This window comes from Pontibacillus sp. HMF3514 (assembly GCF_009858175.1).
Lineage (GTDB): Bacteria > Bacillota > Bacilli > Bacillales > BH030062 > Pontibacillus.
On record NZ_CP047393.1, the window covers coordinates 1,443,752 to 1,461,436 of the forward strand.

Genomic DNA, 17,685 nt, shown 5'->3' on the forward strand with positions numbered 1-17,685 from the left:
CACTACTGATTTCAGTGGTGTTTTTTATTGTCTATTTTTTTAATGTCTAGCTCCAGCAAAGGAGGCGAGGGAAGTCCATCCGTTGCTAAACGGGCGCTTCCACTTTTCGTATATGTATCCCCGCCACTAATCGAAGTGACGGTTCGTCCAAATCATTTCATTTCTTATGCTTTTGAAAGGATTTTTACGGTAACATTATGGCGACGACCGAAGTCCATTGCTTTTGATTGAGAAGGGATAAACACATCGATACGGTTACCTTGGATTGCGCTACCGGTATCTCCTGCGATTGCTGTGCCATAGCCTTCAACATAGACTTTAGATCCTAATGGAATTACATCTGGGTCAACCGCGATAACTTTTTGATTTGGATTTTTTCTTAAGTTTTGTCCTGTTCTCGTAATGCCGCTGCATCCGTCACAGAATGCTGTATAAGCTGTTGCTTCAACTTGTAGGGTGCGAACAACGTCAGAGGATTGTTTTTCTTTTGTCTGCTTGTCTTTTGTTACCTTTTTATTTGTTTCTTGATCGCGTTCTAGTAGTTTAGCTTCTTTTTTGTCTAATTTCATTTTTTTAATTGGTAGTTCAGCTGAAAGGAATGCTGTAGCTTTTTCTTCTTGTTCATGTTTTTCAACAGTTGTCATGTCATTAGCTGTGCTATCGAAAGCATACACATGATAAGCATTAAATCCAATATATCCGAATAATACAGATGCAGCTGTTACGATTTTCATGATGTTTGTTCTCATGATGAAACCTCCTCAAAATCATTTGAAGGCATTCGAAAACATTCATTTTTCGGAACAAGCTTTTAAGCAAGAATTAGATTGCAATGAAATATTTGGATTACCTTCAATCGTTAAGCTAACATGCATGTATATACATGTAAACATTACGATAATATTTTTTTAAAATAATTATTACATAATTTTGGTTATTAAAGATATTAAGCTTGCGTTCTGAATAAAAAAAAGTTCCTAGCCAAAGATAAGCCTATCAATGAATCAACTATGTAAAGGAGTAACCTTCATGAAAAACCGTTTAATTGATTGGCCTACGTTTATAGGAGCCTTTTTCTTATTATTATTAGTTGTTGTTCCTTTAGTCCTTTTTCCGGATAAGGGAACAGAGTATGTTAATGCAGCGAATACGTTTGTTACGACGAATTTTGGGGTTCTCTACTTATTAGTTGGACTTGGCATTTTCTTTTTTCTTATTTATGTAGCTTTTAGTGAAAATGGAAGAGTCAAGTTAGGTGATGCTGGGGAAAAACCAGAATTCAATAACTTCTCCTGGGCAGGAATGCTTTTCTGTGCAGGGATTGGTTCAAGTATTCTGTATTGGGGAACGATCGAATGGGCGTATTACTATCAAGGACCTCCATTCGGTATTGAAGCGAATACAAAAGATGCTATTGCTTGGGCAAGTACGTATGGAATCTTCCACTGGGGACCGATTGCATGGGCAATATACACATTGCCGGCTCTTCCAATGGCTTATTTCTATTACGTTCGTAAAAAGCCGGTTTTAAAAGTTAGTGAAGCGACACGTCCATTAATTGGACGTTATGCAGATGGTCCTGTTGGTACCATCATTGATGTACTCTTTATGTTTGGTCTGTTAGGGGGAGCAGGAACAACCCTAGCGCTAGGGACTCCAATGATTGCAGAAGGTATTAATGCTCTCACAGGTATTCCGGTAAATATGGTGCTAAAAACATTTATTTTAGCCCTTGTAACAGCCATATTTGCTATCAGTGCTTATACAGGACTGCGAAAAGGGATCAAGGTATTAAGTGATATCAACTTATGGTTGTCCATTTTCTTGCTTGTTTTCGTTTTTATTGTTGGACCAACTCGATTCATTTCCGAGACAACAACAAACAGCATTGGATTATTGTTAGATAACTTTTTCCATATGAGTACATGGACAGAGCCTTACAATGCTTTGGGACCTTATGAAAAAACAGGATTCCCGGAAGCCTGGACCGTTTTCTACTGGGCTTGGTGGCTTGTATATGCACCATTTGTAGGTTTGTTCGTTGCTAAAATTTCCCGAGGACGCTCTATCCGTCAAATGATTTTAGGAACCATTATTTATGGAACAATTGGAAGTTTACTGTTCTTCGGAATCATTGGAAACTTTGGAATGCACATGCAAATGACTGGAGAGTTTGATGTCATTTCTGTTTTAAATGATCAAGGAGCACCGAAAGCGATTATTGAAATCATTGGGCAGCTACCATTAGCAGCGTTTATGATTTTCATCTTCACCATTTTGGCGATTATTTTCTTAGCGACAACGTTTGATTCAAGTTCGTATATTCTTGCATCTGTTGTACAAAAAGAAGTTGAAGATGAGCCTCTTCGTTGGAATCGTCTGTTTTGGGCATTTGCACTATGCTTATTGCCTCTAACACTCATGTTCCTTGGAGGTCTTGGAACCTTACAAACCGCAAGTATTGTAGGTGGCTTCCCGCTCCTCTTCATTATGATTATGCTTGGATGGTCGTTTATGAAGGCTTCAAGTGGAGACATTCGAAATTCAGAGCATTACAAACCGAAAACCATCTCATTAAATTATAAAAAGATATTGGAACGAGTAAGACGTCGTAGAAAGAAAAAGGAAGAAAAGCAAAAAGGGCCTGTTGATGCTCATTTTGAAGAAGAAGAAAAGGATAAAGATCAGAAAGAATAAACATGTGTGGGTCAGCGAATGTGCTGGCCCTTTACTAATGTGCGCACGATAAGTGAAGTTTCTTGCATAAATAAGGAAACGTTTTATATAGTAGGTTTAATCATTTTAAAGGGAAAAAGGGGGAGACAACATGCACAAGCATTCAAAAGAACTTGTATCCACATTTTCAATTGTAGGCTATGATCCAGAAACAGAAGAGTTAGGTGTAGCTGTTCAATCTAAGTTTTTAGGAGTTGGCTCTGTTGTACCTTGGGCAAAGGCAGGTGTTGGAGCGGTGGCGACACAATCCTTAGCAAACCCATCCTATGGACCATATGGCATTGTATTAATGGATCAAGGTATGCCTCCACAAGAAGCAATTGAATTTTTAACAAAAGATGATCCTGAACACTCCATGAGACAAGTGGGTATGGTCAATGCAAAAGGAGAAGCTGCGACATTTACAGGTGAAAACTGCTACAACTGGGCAGGTGGTGTAACAGGTACGAATTATGCTGCACAAGGGAACATTTTAGTAGGTGAAGAAACGGTTCATGCGATGTCAACAACGTTTGAAACATCAGAAGGCTCACTTGCTGATCGTTTGCTAGCAGCTCTTCAAGCAGGGCAGTCAGCTGGTGGAGACAAACGAGGAAAGCAATCCGCTGCGCTTTATGTTGTGAAAGAACATGGTGGATATGGGGGCTACAATGACCGTTACATAGACCTTCGCGTTGATGAGCATGATGAACCTATTAAAGAATTGGATCGTATTTACCGACTGCAGCAACTTTATTTTGGCACTACGAAGTCTGAAAATATTGCTGAGATTGAAGGGGATGTAAAAGAAGAACTACTACAACAGCTTAAACGACTTGAGTACTTACCAACTGTTCACGTAGCGGATAACATTCTTCATAAAGCATTCACTGCTTTTATTCATCAGGAAAATTTTGAAGAACGTGAACTTGAGCAAGGAAAGATTGATTTAGAAGTATTGAATTTCATGAAAAATAAAAGGGTATAGAGGAGGTCACTCAGGTGCAAAGGCACCTGGGTGATTTTTTTAATATGTCTGATAAATCATAAAGTGTATATTTACACTAAGGTGCTGACTCCGATATAATGAGTGAAACACTACAAAATCGGTTAATCTAATACAAAATAGAGCTTAAGGGTGAAAGGCATATGGCACATAATATGGATGAGATCTTAAGAAAGGCAAGCAACTGGGACCAACCCATTGATTTTCGAAATCCAATTGCACCAAGTCATGCGATAAAACAATACTTAACCTACTATGGACTTGATATTCCACATACTAAATTTCATATGGGCGTTTTATATGCGAATGACACAAAAATCATGGTCCAAATGCACTCACCTGAGCAACCCATAGGCACCATTTTACTTTTACATGGATATTTTGACCATGCAGGACTACTCCGAACAATTATTGAATATTTAACGAAGTATCAATATAGAGTGATTGTTTATGACCTTCAAGGACACGGTTTGTCTGGAGGAGAAAAAGCTTCGGTTCAAAAATTCAATCATTATGGCCAAACCTTGCAAAAAGTGATCGATCTCATGACAGATCAGCTTCCACCTCCTTATCATGCAATCGGCCATAGTACTGGTGGTGCAATCATCATCAATTATATTTTGAAGAAAAAGAAACATCCATTTACTACAATTATTACAGCAGCTCCCTTAATTCGATCGAAGCATTGGAAGCTTACAAAAGCCGGATATTATTTGTTAAATCCATTTGTAAATGGGATCTTCCGGAAGTTCAGAGCCAATAGTTCGAATAAGGACTATCTAAAGTTCGTTAAACAAGATCCTTTACAGCACAAACGCGTTCCATTTCAATGGTACGAAGCACTAATACGTTGGAACAAGTCGATTCAAGAGCAAGGGCGTTCCTATGATCCGATTTCTGTCATTCAGGGTGACTTGGATGATACGGTTGATTGGAAATTTAATCTAAAGTTCTTGCGGGAAAAGTTCCCCAAGGCTGATATTCACCATATGCCAAAAGCTCGGCATCATTTATTTAATGAAAGGGAAGAAATTAAGGGTAAGGTTTTTTCCTTAATATTTAAGAAATTAAATGGGGAGGAGATGTTGAATGATACAAATCAATCCAAAGGACAAAACGGGGAAGGATAATTATAAACTTTTAAGCGGTAGTGTGATCCCTAGGCCGATTGCATTTATTACATCAAAAAACGGAGAAGGTATTGTGAATGCCGCACCATTTAGCTTTTTCAATGTAGTGACGGCAACACCACCCCTTATATCTGTTTCTGTGGGTAGAAGAGAAGGCAAGACCGTGAAACATACAGCTCAAAATATTATAGAGAACGAAGAGTTTGTCGTTCATATCGTTGATGAAAGCTATATGGAAGATATGAACCAAACCTCAGGGACATATGATAAAGATGTAAGCGAGATTGATCAAACAAACCTAAGATTAGTAAATAGTGAAATGGTAGATGTACCAGGGATTAAACAAGCGAAAGTAAGAATGGAATGTAAGCTACACCGAAACATCCCTTTAGGCGGAAGTGATGATAATGGTTGTGACTTAATCATTGGAGAAGTTGTGTTGTTCCATTTTGATGAAGCGGTTTATCAGGATGGCAAAATCGACGCTGAGGCTCTTGATGCAATTGGAAGACTGGCTGGAAGTGATTACGCAAAACTAGGGAAGAAAATATCAATACCAAGGCCTGAATAAAAGGAGATCCTGTCACATGGTGGCGGGATTTTTTTTTACATAAAACCTCTTGAAATCAGCACCTTTCTAATATGACTCACTTATAATTCGACATATTTCGTAATATTTACGATTAGTTATTTCTTCTTGTGGTATATAACATATGTCCAACCCAAAATCCCCCAGTCAACATCACTTCTGAAATGATATCCGTACAAAAAGGAAATGAAACTTTGAAAGGAGAGAGGACATGAATCGAAAGATAATAGATTGGCCTACATTTATAGGCGCTCTTGCATTACTTTTGATCGTGACAATCCCCCTTATTATTTTTCCAGATCAGGGGAAAGAGTTTGTTAATCAAGCGAATAGTATGATCACATCCAATGTTGGATCACTTTATTTAGTCGTTGGATTAGGAATATTTTTCTTTTTAATTTATGTTGCTTTTAGTAAAAATGGACATGTTAAGCTAGGTGATGAAGGGGAAAGACCTGAGTTTAGCACATTTTCTTGGGCAGCCATGCTGTTTTGTGCTGGGATAGGATCAAGTATCTTATATTGGGGTACGATTGAATGGGCGTATTATTTTCAAAATCCTCCATTTGGAATGGAAGCAGGTACAAAAGAAGCAATTGCATGGTCCAGTGCTTATGGGATTTTTCACTGGGGTCCAATTGCGTGGGCGATTTATACATTACCAGCCCTTCCGATGGCATACTTTTACTATGTTCGTAAAACACCTGTATTAAAAATAAGCTATGCATGTCGCCCGTTATTTGGAGATAAAGTGGATGGACCTTTAGGGAAAACCATTGATATTCTCTTCATGTTTGGCTTACTGGGAGGAGCAGGAACGACACTTGCGCTAGGCGCACCAATGATTGCACAAGGTGTGAACCAGATTACAGGAATTGAAGTAAGTTTAACATTGAAAACCTTTATTTTGCTCTTGTGTACTGTAATCTTTGCAATTAGTGCGTATTCTGGACTGAAAAAAGGGATTAAAATTTTAAGTGATTTAAATTTATGGTTAGCCATCTTTTTACTAGCCTTTGTGTTTATTTTCGGACCTACTCGATTCCTATCGGAGACAGCAACAAACAGTATAGGTCTGATTTTGGACAATTTCTTTCATATGAGTACCTGGACTGAGCCATTCACTGATATGGGTCCTTTCACAGAAACAAAATTCCCTGAAAGCTGGACGGTTTTCTACTGGGCATGGTGGTTGGTGTATGCCCCATTTGTGGGATTGTTTATCGCACGCATCTCCCGTGGCCGTACCATACGTCAGATGATTTTAGGTACGATTCTTTATGGTACATTAGGTTGTATTTTATTCTTTGGTATTATCGGAAATTACGGTTTGCACATGCAACTTACAGGCTCATATGACGTTATTTCAGTATTGAATGACCAAGGAGCCCCAACTGCGATCATTAATATCATTAATGAATTACCGCTTGGGCCGTTTATGGTATTCATCTTTACGGTTTTAGCGATCATTTTCTTAGCGACAACCTTTGATTCCAGCTCATACATTTTATCATCGGTTGTTCAAAAAGAAGTGAAAGAGGAACCGTTACGATGGAATCGATTATTTTGGGCATTTACGTTATGCTTTTTGCCACTAGTGCTCATGTTCTTAGGTGGTTTAAATACGTTACAGACAGCCAGTATTGTCGGTGGATTTCCTTTACTATTTATCATGATCATCCTCGCATGGTCGTTTATTAAGGCATCAACTGATGATATTAAAGCTTCTGATGAATATACTTCAAAAACCATACACCTAGATTCAGAGAAAATACTGCATCGATTGAAGCGAAAACGTCGACAAAAGCAATCTTCTAATAAGAAAGATGATTTTCAGGCATAGGAAAAAGCAGGCTCTTCATGAGTCTGCTTTTTCTTTACCCTAATGGTGAAACCTCATCATTTTCGATTAACTCATATACACCCATCTCCACAAGAGGTGGGGAATACACATGAAGGGATATACAAGGGTGTTCAGCTTGGTTACTGAGGCGGTGAATATCACCAAAATACGATACAACCGTGTCACTTTCACATCCGTATTCTTTTTCAATAAGTGCTACTTTTCCTTCATCTACTTTTCTGAAATTTTCATTAAGAATGTCCCCTTGAACAACATGAACAACCCCGTAGGATTCTCCATGATCATGAATAGGAGAAGATACGCCTGGGGGCCAATATAACAGAAGGATTTCAACATCATCTGTTCTATGTAAGGTTTTTCTTCCGTATGCATAGCCTTCCGTTTCTTTTTCAATGGATGATTGAACATCTACGTAAGTAATGGGGTGGTCTTCTAGGGTAGACAAGATCTTTTTAGGAGTTAAAGATTTTGATTTTGATAAAAGGGTCGAACAAAATTTCTCTAATCGTTCCATAGTGTATCACCTCTAGACGAATAGGATCTCTTAAGAGATTTCTTTTTTTCTTTCAAAACCCCTTCATTTTTACAAGGAATTTAAGAAGATTCATCTTTAACTACACTTTCTAATATCATCATTCATTGCCATAATACATAGGGGAAGGAGTTTACTATGTTTCAACATATAGATTACTTAAAGAAAGGAAATCACAAGCAACAACAGGCATATAAAACTATTCATGAATTGAACCTCTTAAACGTGTTGAGTGATTACAGTCCAACGCTTTGCGGGACAATTCCGATTGAGTTGGATCTTCCTAACTCAGATCTCGATATCATAATGGAAGTTCATGATTTTGATCAGGTAGCAACCATACTTGATCATCAATATCAATCTAATGAAGGCTATGAACGTAAAATGAAAAAAATACGGGGGAGAGATGTTCTAAAAGTGAATTTCTCTTATAAAGGATTTGTATTTGAGTTATTTGGACAGGATCTTCCTGTTGATAAACAAAATGCTTACTTACATATGGTGATCGAATATAAGTTATTACAAAAGTATGATGGATTAAGAGAAATCATTCGTGGATTGAAGAGGGAAGGTTTCAATACGGAAGCTGCTTTTGCTCATGTATTTGTCTTAGAGGGAGATCCTTATGACGCCTTGTTAGAATATGGACGGGAGCAGGGATACATCGCAAAAACCTAAAAAAGACAAAAAGATAGCCCCGACCTTATCGCAAATCGGAGCTTGGCATTTCATATATATTTATCCTATTGGGAGGAAACAATTTTATTGAGGATTTACTTCTATATAATCCTCATCTAGAATAACTCCATTAACCGTGATGGATCTTTCGATTTGTCCGTCCACGCTACGGTAGTGGTACTCAGAAATAATAAATTTGATAAATGCTTCTTCTTCATTTGCTTTTTGAAGAGAATCTTGTAAATCATCTATATTTTCAAAATCTACAATTAGCATACCTTTTTGATCTTCCATTAAAGGAAGTTTTGATTTGGTAAAATCGCTAACATGAAATTTATAACCAGTATCTTTTTTGACAACAGATCCAGAAAGGACAATGTCACCAGTAAAAGTAGCATGCTTTGGGTTCTGGCTAAGTTTAGAAAGCTTCATTGAATTAAATTGATCACCTTCGATTAAGGTGTTCCAAGTGATTGGACTATCTATTGTATTAGTATTCTCTGAAGCAGGTGCTTGGTCTTTTTCTCCAGAATCACCAGAGCCACCACCAGTAGCAGGTAAGTTGCCTTTCATGTTTGGTCCAGCTTGATTAATAGCATGATCACTAGAAACATTCGGTGAAGCTGTATTTTCAAATCCAATCTGACCAAATGAAAGAATCCCGATTAGTGCGATTACAGCTGCATATGAAACAAGTGCCGCTGGTTTTTGAAAGTATTGGGAAAGCTTTGGTCGCTTTGGATATGTATCTTGGCTAATCGTTTTAAAGATATTTTGTTTATCTTTTTCGGTAAATGATGTCGGGATATCGGAATGATATTCATCCTTAAGATCTCTTAACTTCTGATCCACATTCATCATTGATCACTCCTTTGGTCGTCTGCGTCTTCAATCACTTGAGCTAATTTACTGCGAGATCGATTAAGTCGGGTTTTAATGCTGGATTCTTTTTGGTTAAGAGAATGAGCAATTTCTTTTATAGAGAAATCATTAAAATAATAAAGTATGAGTACTTCACGATATTTGATCGGAAGTTTCATGATATAGTCCATTAATTCACTAGACTCACTCTGGGAAAGCACCTGTCTTTCAGGTGTTTCATGATCCGATGATTCTGTGATATAGGATTTAATTTTTTGAAATAAATTATCATGTCTAGTATGAAAGCTTCTCAAGTAGTCTTTACTCTTATTGACGGCAATTGAAAAAATCCATGTTCTTAATGAGGATTTATGCTGAAAGGTATGAAGCTTTTTATATACGGTAATAAACGTTTCCTGTGTAATATCATCAGTGTCTGCTTGATTTTTTACATATGTATAAACAAAACGTTTAACGTCATCACCATATTCGTCCATGATTTTTTCAAGAGCCTCTGTTGAGTCCATTTCGAGCAAATCGACTGAATCTTGGTGAGAAGGGGGTTCTTCAACCATCACCTGTTCTCCCATTCCTATGTCATCCTTTCGTGTGTTCAATCCTGCATATGAATTCTGTTTAGTTATAAGACGGAGCGAATTTCAACTAGGATTCACTATTTCGTAAATTTTTTTATTTTTTTCTGAAACTCTTCTTTAAAAGCTTATTTTAGCAGTATTTTGAAGGATAAAAAACACCTTTTGCACGAATGGCAAAAGGTGTAGTTCATTATTGTTTCGTTTTAAATCGAGGAAAATTGAATGAGATCGCTATGAGCCCAAAGATTGCAATTAAAATTGGGTAAAAAGCAAATGGAATCAAATCAGTTGGTGCAACTTCTGCAAGACTAGCCGCTGTCAGGATTTGTGCACCATAAGGGATAATGCCCTGGATTGTACAAGAGAAAATATCTAGAATACTTGCTGACTTTCGAGAATCAATACCATATTGATCTGAGATCGTTTTAGCAAGAGGCCCAGTTGTTAAGATGGCAATTGTATTATTGGCTGTAGCCAAGTTAGTGGTACTAACGAGTCCAGCAAGGCTATATTCAGCACCTTTTTGTGTTTGAACCTTGTTTGTAAGCTTATTCAAAATATACTGAATCCCACCATTAAAATTCATTAAGGCAACAATGCCACCTAAAAGAATCGTGAGTAGAATTAAATTGTGCATGCCCCAGGCACCTGTAGCAACAGTATTGAAAAAGGCTGGGAGAGCTATGCTTCCATCCCATATTCCGATAAGTCCTGCAAACAGAATACCTCCACCTAATACTAGAAATACGTGGAGACCAAGTAAAGCTGCTACTAGGACACCTATATAAGGAAGAACTCGAATCCATTGTACTGAATCAACAGGAACCCCGGATGCCTGATCAGGTGTTAAAAAGGCTAAAATAACCATTGTTATAATAGCTGCTGGTAATACAATGAAGAAATTGGTCTTAAACTTGTCCTTCATTTTTGTCATTTGAGTACGAACAGCAGCAATTGTCGTGTCAGAAATAATGGATAGATTATCTCCAAACATTGCCCCAGATACCACAACAGCAACAGTTAATGCAGTAGAAAGCTCTGTTTCAGCACTAATGCCAACTGCAATAGGTGCTAAAGCACTAATGGTACCTACTGAAGTTCCCATAGCAAGGGACACGAAACTTCCTATTAAAAAGATTCCTACTAAAATTAAACTTTGAGGCAAATAGGTTAGAGCAAGGTTAACAGTTTGCTCAACAGCACCTATTTTATTTGCAATAGCAGAAAAGGCACCTGCTAGAAGGAAAATGGTAACCATTGTAATAATATTTCGCTCAAATGCGCCTTTTACAAACTGTTTCGCTTTTTCCATGATGGAAGCGTTACGGTTTATGAGTAGTGATAGCATTGCTGCTATACCAGCTGGGATTAGGATAGATATTTTATAAAAGTCATCATATATGATTCCGGCTCCCACAAATACGAATAAAAATGAGAGCAATGGGAGTAGGGCAAGAGGGTTTTCTCTTGTTTGGTTCATCATGTTGCACCTCTCTTTAAGTGAAGATTTTCAGGTTGTGAGCGTTTTGTACTCTATCACTTTAGGAGTTTTTCGTATGAGTGTCAATGTAAGTCATTGCCATGGAAATTAAAATGACAGAAAATTCGGTCTTTTAAAGGTGGATTTCCTCATATATACTGAAAGAAAGAATGATTATGCTTAGGGGGGAGCAGAATGGAAAGAGACTTTCAAAGTTATGAAGAGTTTTGGCCTTTTTACTTGTCTCAACATAGTAAAAAGTCAACGAGAGCATGGCATTTTGTGGGTACTTCTTTTGTTTTCATTTGTTTGATTACTGCGATCGTTCTTTTAAACGGTTGGTTTATTTTATTGGCACCTGTGATCGCATACGGATTTGCTTGGTTTAGTCACTATGTATTTGAAGGAAATAAGCCAGCAACATTTGGTCATCCTGTATGGTCATTACGTGCAGATTTTCGAATGTATCGGTTAATTCTGTTCGGACAACTAAAGAAGGAATTAAATGAATTACCAGAGGAATATTCAGTAGAAGTATAGCAAGTATAAAGAAAGGAGCGACTTTTTCTTGTCGCTCCTTTCGATTTATTAGATGATATTTTCAATGTCTTGTGTATCTGTCACGATTAAAAGAACTTTTCCTTCGTCTAATCGTTCTTCATACGTTTCAGCCTCAGATGCAGAGAAGCCTAGGTCTTGTAGCTTATTACGAAGCTCATCGCCTTTTTTATTAAACATATTACTAACAGCTTCTCCAACACCAGTTTCTTTCATGCCAACTGTACTAGCGTCTGTATTTCCTGCTAATCGTTCAGTGCGATCATCATCGTGTGTCATAAGGTAGATGTTGTTGCTATCTATACCATGGTTAGATAATTTTTGCACATCTTCTTTAACCGTTTCGTCATTCGTATATTCTCGAACAAATGGTTTCATGAAAATTTCCTCCTTAATGAAAACAATGTGATTTCACAGCAAGTTTTCCCGTGAGTGATTTCAATAAACTTTTCTTTGTGTTAAATCAATAGGAAGAAAATCGTGAAAATTGTAATAAAAACGTAAAATGACGGAAGAGAAAAATTTGATAGAATAGGTACTAACTACAATAAGAGCGTACAAATAGATGGAGAGTGAATGTATTGAAAAGATTTTTGACGGTTGTGTTTGCAGGTATTTTGGTTTTGGGGAATGGACATCTCGTTTCGGCAGCAGTGAATAAGGACCAAGTATTGAACACCGCAAAAGAATACCTTGGCACTCCTTACGCTTTCGGTGGTAACAGTGTAAATGGTTTTGATTGTTCTGGTTACACGCAACATGTTTATAATAAGCTTGGTGTGGAGCTTCCACGAACAACATTACAACAAGCATATGAAGGTGATCCGGTAAGTAAAAGTGAACTTAAAACCGGAGATTTAGTATTTTTTAAGAATACATATAGAAATGGAATATCACACGTTGGTATATATGTAGGAGAAAATCAATTTATTTCTGCTACAAATGATGGAGTGACGATTGCATCTTTAAGCAACCCATATTGGGGACCGAAATATGCTGGAGGTCGTCGAGTAGAAGATTTTGGTGACGTGGATAAAGACCAACTTTTTAGCGATCTGACTGAAGATCACGTAGCATACGATGCAATAAAAACATTGACACAATCTGAAGTTATTAATGGATATACAGATGGTAGCTTTAAGCCAAGCCGATCTATTACACGCGGGCAAGCTGCAGCACTATTAAATAACTATTTAAAAATTGACTCGGAAAACATGTCATTATTTAGTGATGTAAGTGAAAATTATCGTTTTGCTCAGGATATTGCTTCTATGAAAGAAGCTGGCATCATTCACGGGTATCCAGATGGAACTTTCCGACCAAAAGAGACCATCACAAGAGGTCAAATGGCTCTAATTATTCAAAATGCATTTGAAATAGAGAATGATATTGGATATGTATCAAAAACGAAAAGTGGAATGGATAAAGCTATTGTTCTCCTTAGTTCTATAGATACCACAAATGAGTTCGAACCTAAACATTTTAATTCAGATCAGGACGCTACTAGAGCTGATTTTTCCATTGCACTATTTAATGCAGTAGAGAATGAAAAACAATAATATAAGATAGACGTTCAAAAAGCCTCTTCGGTTTCAGAAGAGGCTTTTTATTTTTTAAATCAGAAAAACTTTTTACTAAAATGAGGAAAAATAATTTAAATTATGTTTTAACTTTATGTTTTTTTACTTATCAGGCATCAGTACTTATGTCCTAATTTTTAATAGTCTTAAATATTCTTCAGGGAAAATTATACCATGATAACGAGAGAAAATTTTACATATATGGGAGAATTTCTAGTACTCTTGAATGAAAAATTATCAGAATATTGAGAATTAGTAGGAAATTCAGTACGATATACACAATCCACAAAAAAAGGGAGGGAAACCTAGTTTGAGAAAATAGGTTATATAAACCACCGTTTTATAGGCGTTTTTCGGTTGGGTTTTCCCAAATAAAAATAGCAGGAAATTAGCTTAATTATCCCTAATAGATAATATAGTGGTATTAGTGGATGATGGCCTGTAGAGAGTGAGTTGGTAGCAAGGCATGAACGCTGAGTTAGGTAAAAAAATTAAATTTCACAGGTTAAATCAGAATCGCACACTTGAAGGTACAGCAGAAGGGATTTGTTCTTTATCTTATCTTAGTAAAATTGAAAACGGGAATACAAAGCCAAGTGATGAAATTATGAAGTTATTGTTTGATCGGCTTAATATTCAATTTGATATGGATTCTGATGATATGGATGAAGAGCAATTAGAACAAGACCTTCATGAATGGTACTCGATGATAATCCAGCGTAAAAATGATCAAGCTACAGAACATTATCTACGATTGAAACAAGAGGTACAAAACAATGTGAGTCCTAGTATTTTAGCCTTATTCAAATTGTTTGAGGTTCGTTATCACTTACTAATGAGACATTTAAGTGAAGTGCCCGTTTTATTAGAAAAGCTTGATCGTATGGATGATATGTTTGAAGAGAAGCATCAATATTATCATTTTAAATTTAAAGGGCTTTTTGCAAATCTGAGTTATCGTTATATGGATGCGCATACGAATTATACTAATGCTTTATCTATTTTAAACATTCGTCCAATGAATGACTTTGAGAAATCGGATTTATACTTTTTAATCGCTATTAATGAATTAGCGCTCCAAAACGTCACACTTTGTTTGCATTATACAAGGCTAGCTTTAGATCTTTACTCGATTAACTTCGATTTTAGACGCAGTGCCGATTGCCAAATTTTATTGGGAATATGCTATAAACGAATTAAACAATTTGATCGAGCAGAAGAAGCATTTAACCTCTCTATAAAAGCAGCGAATTACTTGCAAGAACCTTCTTTAAAAGGGGTAGCATACCAGAACCTTGGGAACCTGTATGCTGCAAAGGATGATTACAAGAAGGCTTTTAAACACTTTGAGCAAAGCTTGGTATTTAAAGAGACTCAAAATTTCAAGGGGAAATTAACAACTATAGCTTCTATGGTTGAAGCGCTATTTGAACTTGATGACCAAAGTCAACTGATGGAAATGGTTGATAGAGGCTTATTAATGGTGACAGATAAAGAAGACTATAAATTGTTTGAGTATTACTTCCAAGTATATAAATTAAGAGTTCTTGGTGATCAAATAAGTTTAGAACATTATTTGAAAGAAACGGTTATACCTTATTTCCAAGATAATGAAGATCATCAATATTTAGCAAATTATTGTGAGTTGTTATCAGAATGTTTGCAAGCAAATAAAAAATATAAAGATGCTTGCTATTATCTTTCGTTAGCTAATTATTCATATAAAAAGCTATCCAAAAATTAAGAGGAGGAGATCAATTATGAAGAAATTCGTAATGGCAACACTAGCACTGGGAGTATTAGCAGTAACATCTCTAGGAGCGACAACACATCTAACTATGGATGAGCCACCAGAGCCGACTTCAATTGAACTTACTGACATTTAATCAATAAATAATAAAAGCCTTCCGTTTAGGGAGGCTTTTTTATGTGCAAATTTTGTTTAGGTTATTCAGCAATTTGGCAGGATTGTTGAAGACTTGAAACTGAGAGGAGTCCGTTGCTGTTGGGTAATTTGTTGCGGTCAGTGAAACGGCAAGCCTGTTGTTGCCCCACACGACGTGGGGTAGTTCTACGTTGCCACATGATGTGGCGGTTTTAGTAGAACCTCCATTGTATAGCCTCCTCGTTCCTGCGGGGTCTCGTCTTGCCTTTGCTACCACGACAGTTTGCCGTTTCCTTCCCTCCACGCGATTATGGAAACTAACGGACCATAATTTGGATATCCCACGTCATGTTGGTTGGAAAACATATTCAGAGAAGTTGTTCAGAGCCTTGTCATGATAGGGTTATACTACCTGGAAACAGAACACCTCATCCCAGAACTAAGGCGGTTCCGTTAATCTCCATTCGGCTAAGGCGGGCTGTGGAACGGGTTGACTCCTCCGGTAGAAAGGGCGAGCGAGATCCCGCAGGAACGAAGTGACGAGGAAGCTCGATCGGTCTTCCGGGGAAAGCAACCCGTTCCACAGCCCGCCGATCTGCACAAAAGCAACGGAACCATACGCACATTATCTCGATTCCAAGTCTTCCAGATAAGGGGGCTATAACGGAATTTCAATTATAGAAGAAAAGAATTGATTTGCTGGTTATCTAGAGAAAATGACAAAAGAAAACCCTGGCCAAATGACCAGGGTGAATGAAGGGGAGTGTATTAATTCGCTACTTGATAAGTAGTAGTAGCCGTATTTACAGCTTCCTGAACATTGATGAAACCATTACCGTAGTAGAAAGAATCACCTAATGGAGTAGCTGTGTCGTTAAGTAAGCTGCGTACCTCTGCATTCGTAAGGGAGCCATCATTCGCAAGAATTAATGCTGCAGCGCCCGCTACGTGTGGAGAAGCCATAGAAGTTCCGTTGTAGGAATCGTAGCTATCACCAGGTACAGAGCTATAAATATTTACGCCAGGAGCCATTACTTCAAGCTCACTTCCTACAGAAGAGAAAGAAGCACGGTCTAGGTTAGAGTCAACTGCACCAACAGCCATTACTGAGCTGTATTTTGCAGGATAACCAATTGTATTTTTCTTTCCACGAGTACCATCGTTTCCTGCTGCTGCAACAAGTAAAACGCCACTATTATACGCGTTATCCATTGCTTGCTCAAGACTTGTAGAACCGCGACTACCACCAAGACTCATGTTAACTACATCGATATTGTTATCGACAGCCCACTCAACACCTTTAATGATGCCACTATAAGTACCACTTCCATCGCTATCAAGTACTTTTACAGCGTATAAGCTAACATCAGGAGCTACGCCTAGAACACCAAGTGTATTATCTAGACCAGCAATAGTACCAGCAACGTGAGTACCATGACCATTGCCATCGTTAAATGGATCTGGTTCACTGTCTACGAAGCTAGCTCCCCCTGCAACACTAAGATCTTCATGACTTGCACTAATCCCAGTATCTAATACTGCAACTTTTACTCCATTTCCAGTAGTTCCATTTGCTTGAACATCATCTGCATTAATTTCAGTGATGCCCCAAGGAGTAGTTTGTCCAAATGCTTGAACCTCTGCATCTTTTTCAATGTAAGCTACATTAGGTTTGTTTTGTAAAGATTCTACAGCCTGTTCTGGAAGAGAGACTTGCACCACATTGATGTATTTAAATTGGTGTTTGACTTCACCGCCAGCTTGTGTAAGTTGATCTAGATGCTTTTGCTTAATTTCTTTTTCGAAACCAACTAAGTAATCACTCACAGGAGCTTTGGATTGGGCAGATACTGGTAACTGTCCCGCAACCAACGAAAGAAAAAATACAACACTCATCACCGCAAAAAATAATCTTTTCAAAAAGATCCCTCCTAATATTGTTTTCAGAATAATCATACAATAATTTTTTGGAGAAATCTTTGCAACATAAAGGTGAGTATTATAGCTTTTAAAAGCGTTTTCATTTTCTTTTTCTCTTAATAAGGATAAAAGTACTATAGAACTGGAAGGGAAATTGCGATTTTGGTCAAATCCCCTCGAAAAATCATAGTAGAACGAGCATTTTTTACCGGTGTTTTCACCATCAATTCCCTCCTCATTTGTTTAGAGAGAAAGCATAATACATTTTCTCAAGCAAATACTACAAATGGC

At 37.4% G+C, this 17,685-nt stretch carries 16 protein-coding genes and 1 pseudogene; 10 read left to right on the top strand and 7 right to left on the bottom strand.

Going from position 1 to position 17,685, the window contains the following annotated elements; translation table 11 throughout:
* Window positions 1-164: 164 nt before the first annotated feature.
* Window positions 165-452 (bottom strand): annotated as a pseudogene (locus GS400_RS07500) (3D domain-containing protein); the annotation flags it as partial.
* 577 nt (window positions 453-1,029) lie between these two features.
* On the opposite strand from GS400_RS07500, the gene GS400_RS07505 reads away from it, so the two are divergent.
* From GS400_RS07505 to GS400_RS07525, 5 genes are all read left to right on the top strand, one after another.
* On the top strand, window positions 1,030-2,697 hold the full coding sequence (locus GS400_RS07505) for a BCCT family transporter (RefSeq protein ID WP_160100481.1): 1,668 nt from the start codon (window positions 1,030-1,032) through the stop codon (window positions 2,695-2,697).
* A gap of 130 nt (window positions 2,698-2,827) precedes the next feature.
* Window positions 2,828-3,703 (top strand): DUF1028 domain-containing protein, encoded by an 876-nt coding sequence (locus tag GS400_RS07510; protein ID WP_160100483.1) that lies wholly within the window; start codon window positions 2,828-2,830, stop codon window positions 3,701-3,703.
* Between the two features lie 161 nt (window positions 3,704-3,864).
* Window positions 3,865-4,851 carry an alpha/beta hydrolase gene (locus GS400_RS07515; RefSeq protein ID WP_160100485.1) on the top strand — a complete coding sequence of 329 codons (987 nt, stop codon included), beginning with the start codon at window positions 3,865-3,867 and terminating at the stop codon, window positions 4,849-4,851.
* The gene (locus GS400_RS07520; RefSeq protein ID WP_160100487.1) at window positions 4,811-5,422 is read left to right on the top strand and encodes a flavin reductase family protein; all 612 of its coding nucleotides are present in this window, start codon (window positions 4,811-4,813) and stop codon (window positions 5,420-5,422) included. Before GS400_RS07515 ends, GS400_RS07520 begins: the two co-directional genes overlap by 41 nt.
* Before the next feature lie 229 nt (window positions 5,423-5,651).
* Complete coding sequence (locus GS400_RS07525; RefSeq protein WP_160100489.1) at window positions 5,652-7,283, top strand: BCCT family transporter; 1,632 nt, start codon at window positions 5,652-5,654, stop codon at window positions 7,281-7,283.
* Window positions 7,284-7,317: 34 nt separating this feature from the next.
* On the opposite strand, the gene GS400_RS07530 is transcribed toward GS400_RS07525, so the two are convergent.
* Window positions 7,318-7,818, bottom strand: a complete 501-nt coding sequence (locus GS400_RS07530) for a cysteine dioxygenase (protein ID WP_160100491.1) — start codon at window positions 7,816-7,818, stop codon at window positions 7,318-7,320.
* 156 nt (window positions 7,819-7,974) lie between these two features.
* On the opposite strand from GS400_RS07530, the gene GS400_RS07535 reads away from it, so the two are divergent.
* On the top strand, window positions 7,975-8,514 hold the full coding sequence (locus GS400_RS07535) for a DUF4269 domain-containing protein (protein ID WP_160100493.1): 540 nt from the start codon (window positions 7,975-7,977) through the stop codon (window positions 8,512-8,514).
* Between the two features lie 84 nt (window positions 8,515-8,598).
* On the opposite strand, the gene GS400_RS07540 is transcribed toward GS400_RS07535, so the two are convergent.
* The 3 genes from GS400_RS07540 to GS400_RS07550 all read right to left on the bottom strand — a co-directional run bounded on the left by GS400_RS07540 (window position 8,599) and on the right by GS400_RS07550 (window position 11,451).
* Window positions 8,599-9,372, bottom strand: a complete 774-nt coding sequence (locus tag GS400_RS07540) for a hypothetical protein (RefSeq protein WP_160100495.1) — start codon at window positions 9,370-9,372, stop codon at window positions 8,599-8,601.
* The gene (locus GS400_RS07545) at window positions 9,372-9,965 is read right to left on the bottom strand and encodes a sigma-70 family RNA polymerase sigma factor (protein WP_236561191.1); all 594 of its coding nucleotides are present in this window, start codon (window positions 9,963-9,965) and stop codon (window positions 9,372-9,374) included. Before GS400_RS07545 ends, GS400_RS07540 begins: the two co-directional genes overlap by 1 nt.
* Before the next feature lie 196 nt (window positions 9,966-10,161).
* Window positions 10,162-11,451 carry a Na+/H+ antiporter NhaC family protein gene (locus GS400_RS07550; protein ID WP_160104550.1) on the bottom strand — a complete coding sequence of 430 codons (1,290 nt, stop codon included), beginning with the start codon at window positions 11,449-11,451 and terminating at the stop codon, window positions 10,162-10,164.
* Between the two features lie 195 nt (window positions 11,452-11,646).
* Here GS400_RS07550 and GS400_RS07555 point away from each other — a divergent pair, with 195 nt between their 5' ends.
* Window positions 11,647-11,991, top strand: coding sequence for an Mpo1-like protein (locus tag GS400_RS07555; protein ID WP_160100497.1), 345 nt, complete (start codon window positions 11,647-11,649; stop codon window positions 11,989-11,991).
* 48 nt (window positions 11,992-12,039) lie between these two features.
* Here the strand turns inward: GS400_RS07555 and GS400_RS07560 are convergent, their stop codons facing one another.
* Window positions 12,040-12,387 (bottom strand): YflT domain-containing protein, encoded by a 348-nt coding sequence (locus GS400_RS07560; protein WP_160100499.1) that lies wholly within the window; start codon window positions 12,385-12,387, stop codon window positions 12,040-12,042.
* A gap of 203 nt (window positions 12,388-12,590) precedes the next feature.
* Here GS400_RS07560 and GS400_RS07565 point away from each other — a divergent pair, with 203 nt between their 5' ends.
* The 3 genes from GS400_RS07565 to GS400_RS20320 all read left to right on the top strand — a co-directional run bounded on the left by GS400_RS07565 (window position 12,591) and on the right by GS400_RS20320 (window position 15,475).
* Window positions 12,591-13,568 (top strand): C40 family peptidase, encoded by a 978-nt coding sequence (locus tag GS400_RS07565; protein WP_160100501.1) that lies wholly within the window; start codon window positions 12,591-12,593, stop codon window positions 13,566-13,568.
* Window positions 13,569-14,055: 487 nt separating this feature from the next.
* Window positions 14,056-15,333: a helix-turn-helix transcriptional regulator gene (locus GS400_RS07570; RefSeq protein WP_160100503.1), complete on the top strand. Its 1,278-nt coding sequence runs from the start codon at window positions 14,056-14,058 to the stop codon at window positions 15,331-15,333.
* Between the two features lie 16 nt (window positions 15,334-15,349).
* Window positions 15,350-15,475 carry a hypothetical protein gene (locus GS400_RS20320; RefSeq protein WP_255454172.1) on the top strand — a complete coding sequence of 42 codons (126 nt, stop codon included), beginning with the start codon at window positions 15,350-15,352 and terminating at the stop codon, window positions 15,473-15,475.
* 767 nt (window positions 15,476-16,242) lie between these two features.
* On the opposite strand, the gene GS400_RS07575 is transcribed toward GS400_RS20320, so the two are convergent.
* On the bottom strand, window positions 16,243-17,370 hold the full coding sequence (locus GS400_RS07575; RefSeq protein ID WP_160104551.1) for a S8 family peptidase: 1,128 nt from the start codon (window positions 17,368-17,370) through the stop codon (window positions 16,243-16,245).
* Window positions 17,371-17,685 lie beyond the last annotated feature (315 nt).

Excerpts from the sequence above, each read along its gene's own strand:
- GS400_RS07505 (WP_160100481.1), top strand. The coding sequence starts at position 1,030 with ATGAAAAACCGTTTAATTGATTGGCCTACGTTTATAGGAGCCTTTTTC.
- GS400_RS07510 (WP_160100483.1), top strand. The coding sequence starts at position 2,828 with ATGCACAAGCATTCAAAAGAACTTGTATCCACATTTTCAATTGTAGGC.
- GS400_RS07515 (WP_160100485.1), top strand. The coding sequence starts at position 3,865 with ATGGCACATAATATGGATGAGATCTTAAGAAAGGCAAGCAACTGGGAC.
- GS400_RS07520 (WP_160100487.1), top strand. The coding sequence starts at position 4,811 with ATGATACAAATCAATCCAAAGGACAAAACGGGGAAGGATAATTATAAA.
- GS400_RS07525 (WP_160100489.1), top strand. The coding sequence starts at position 5,652 with ATGAATCGAAAGATAATAGATTGGCCTACATTTATAGGCGCTCTTGCA.
- GS400_RS07530 (WP_160100491.1), bottom strand. The coding sequence starts at position 7,818 with ATGGAACGATTAGAGAAATTTTGTTCGACCCTTTTATCAAAATCAAAA.
- GS400_RS07535 (WP_160100493.1), top strand. The coding sequence starts at position 7,975 with ATGTTTCAACATATAGATTACTTAAAGAAAGGAAATCACAAGCAACAA.
- GS400_RS07540 (WP_160100495.1), bottom strand. The coding sequence starts at position 9,372 with ATGAATGTGGATCAGAAGTTAAGAGATCTTAAGGATGAATATCATTCC.
- GS400_RS07545 (WP_236561191.1), bottom strand. The coding sequence starts at position 9,965 with ATGGGAGAACAGGTGATGGTTGAAGAACCCCCTTCTCACCAAGATTCA.
- GS400_RS07550 (WP_160104550.1), bottom strand. The coding sequence starts at position 11,451 with ATGAACCAAACAAGAGAAAACCCTCTTGCCCTACTCCCATTGCTCTCA.
- GS400_RS07555 (WP_160100497.1), top strand. The coding sequence starts at position 11,647 with ATGGAAAGAGACTTTCAAAGTTATGAAGAGTTTTGGCCTTTTTACTTG.
- GS400_RS07560 (WP_160100499.1), bottom strand. The coding sequence starts at position 12,387 with ATGAAACCATTTGTTCGAGAATATACGAATGACGAAACGGTTAAAGAA.
- GS400_RS07570 (WP_160100503.1), top strand. The coding sequence starts at position 14,056 with ATGAACGCTGAGTTAGGTAAAAAAATTAAATTTCACAGGTTAAATCAG.
- GS400_RS20320 (WP_255454172.1), top strand. The coding sequence starts at position 15,350 with ATGAAGAAATTCGTAATGGCAACACTAGCACTGGGAGTATTAGCAGTA.
- GS400_RS07575 (WP_160104551.1), bottom strand. The coding sequence starts at position 17,370 with ATGAGTGTTGTATTTTTTCTTTCGTTGGTTGCGGGACAGTTACCAGTA.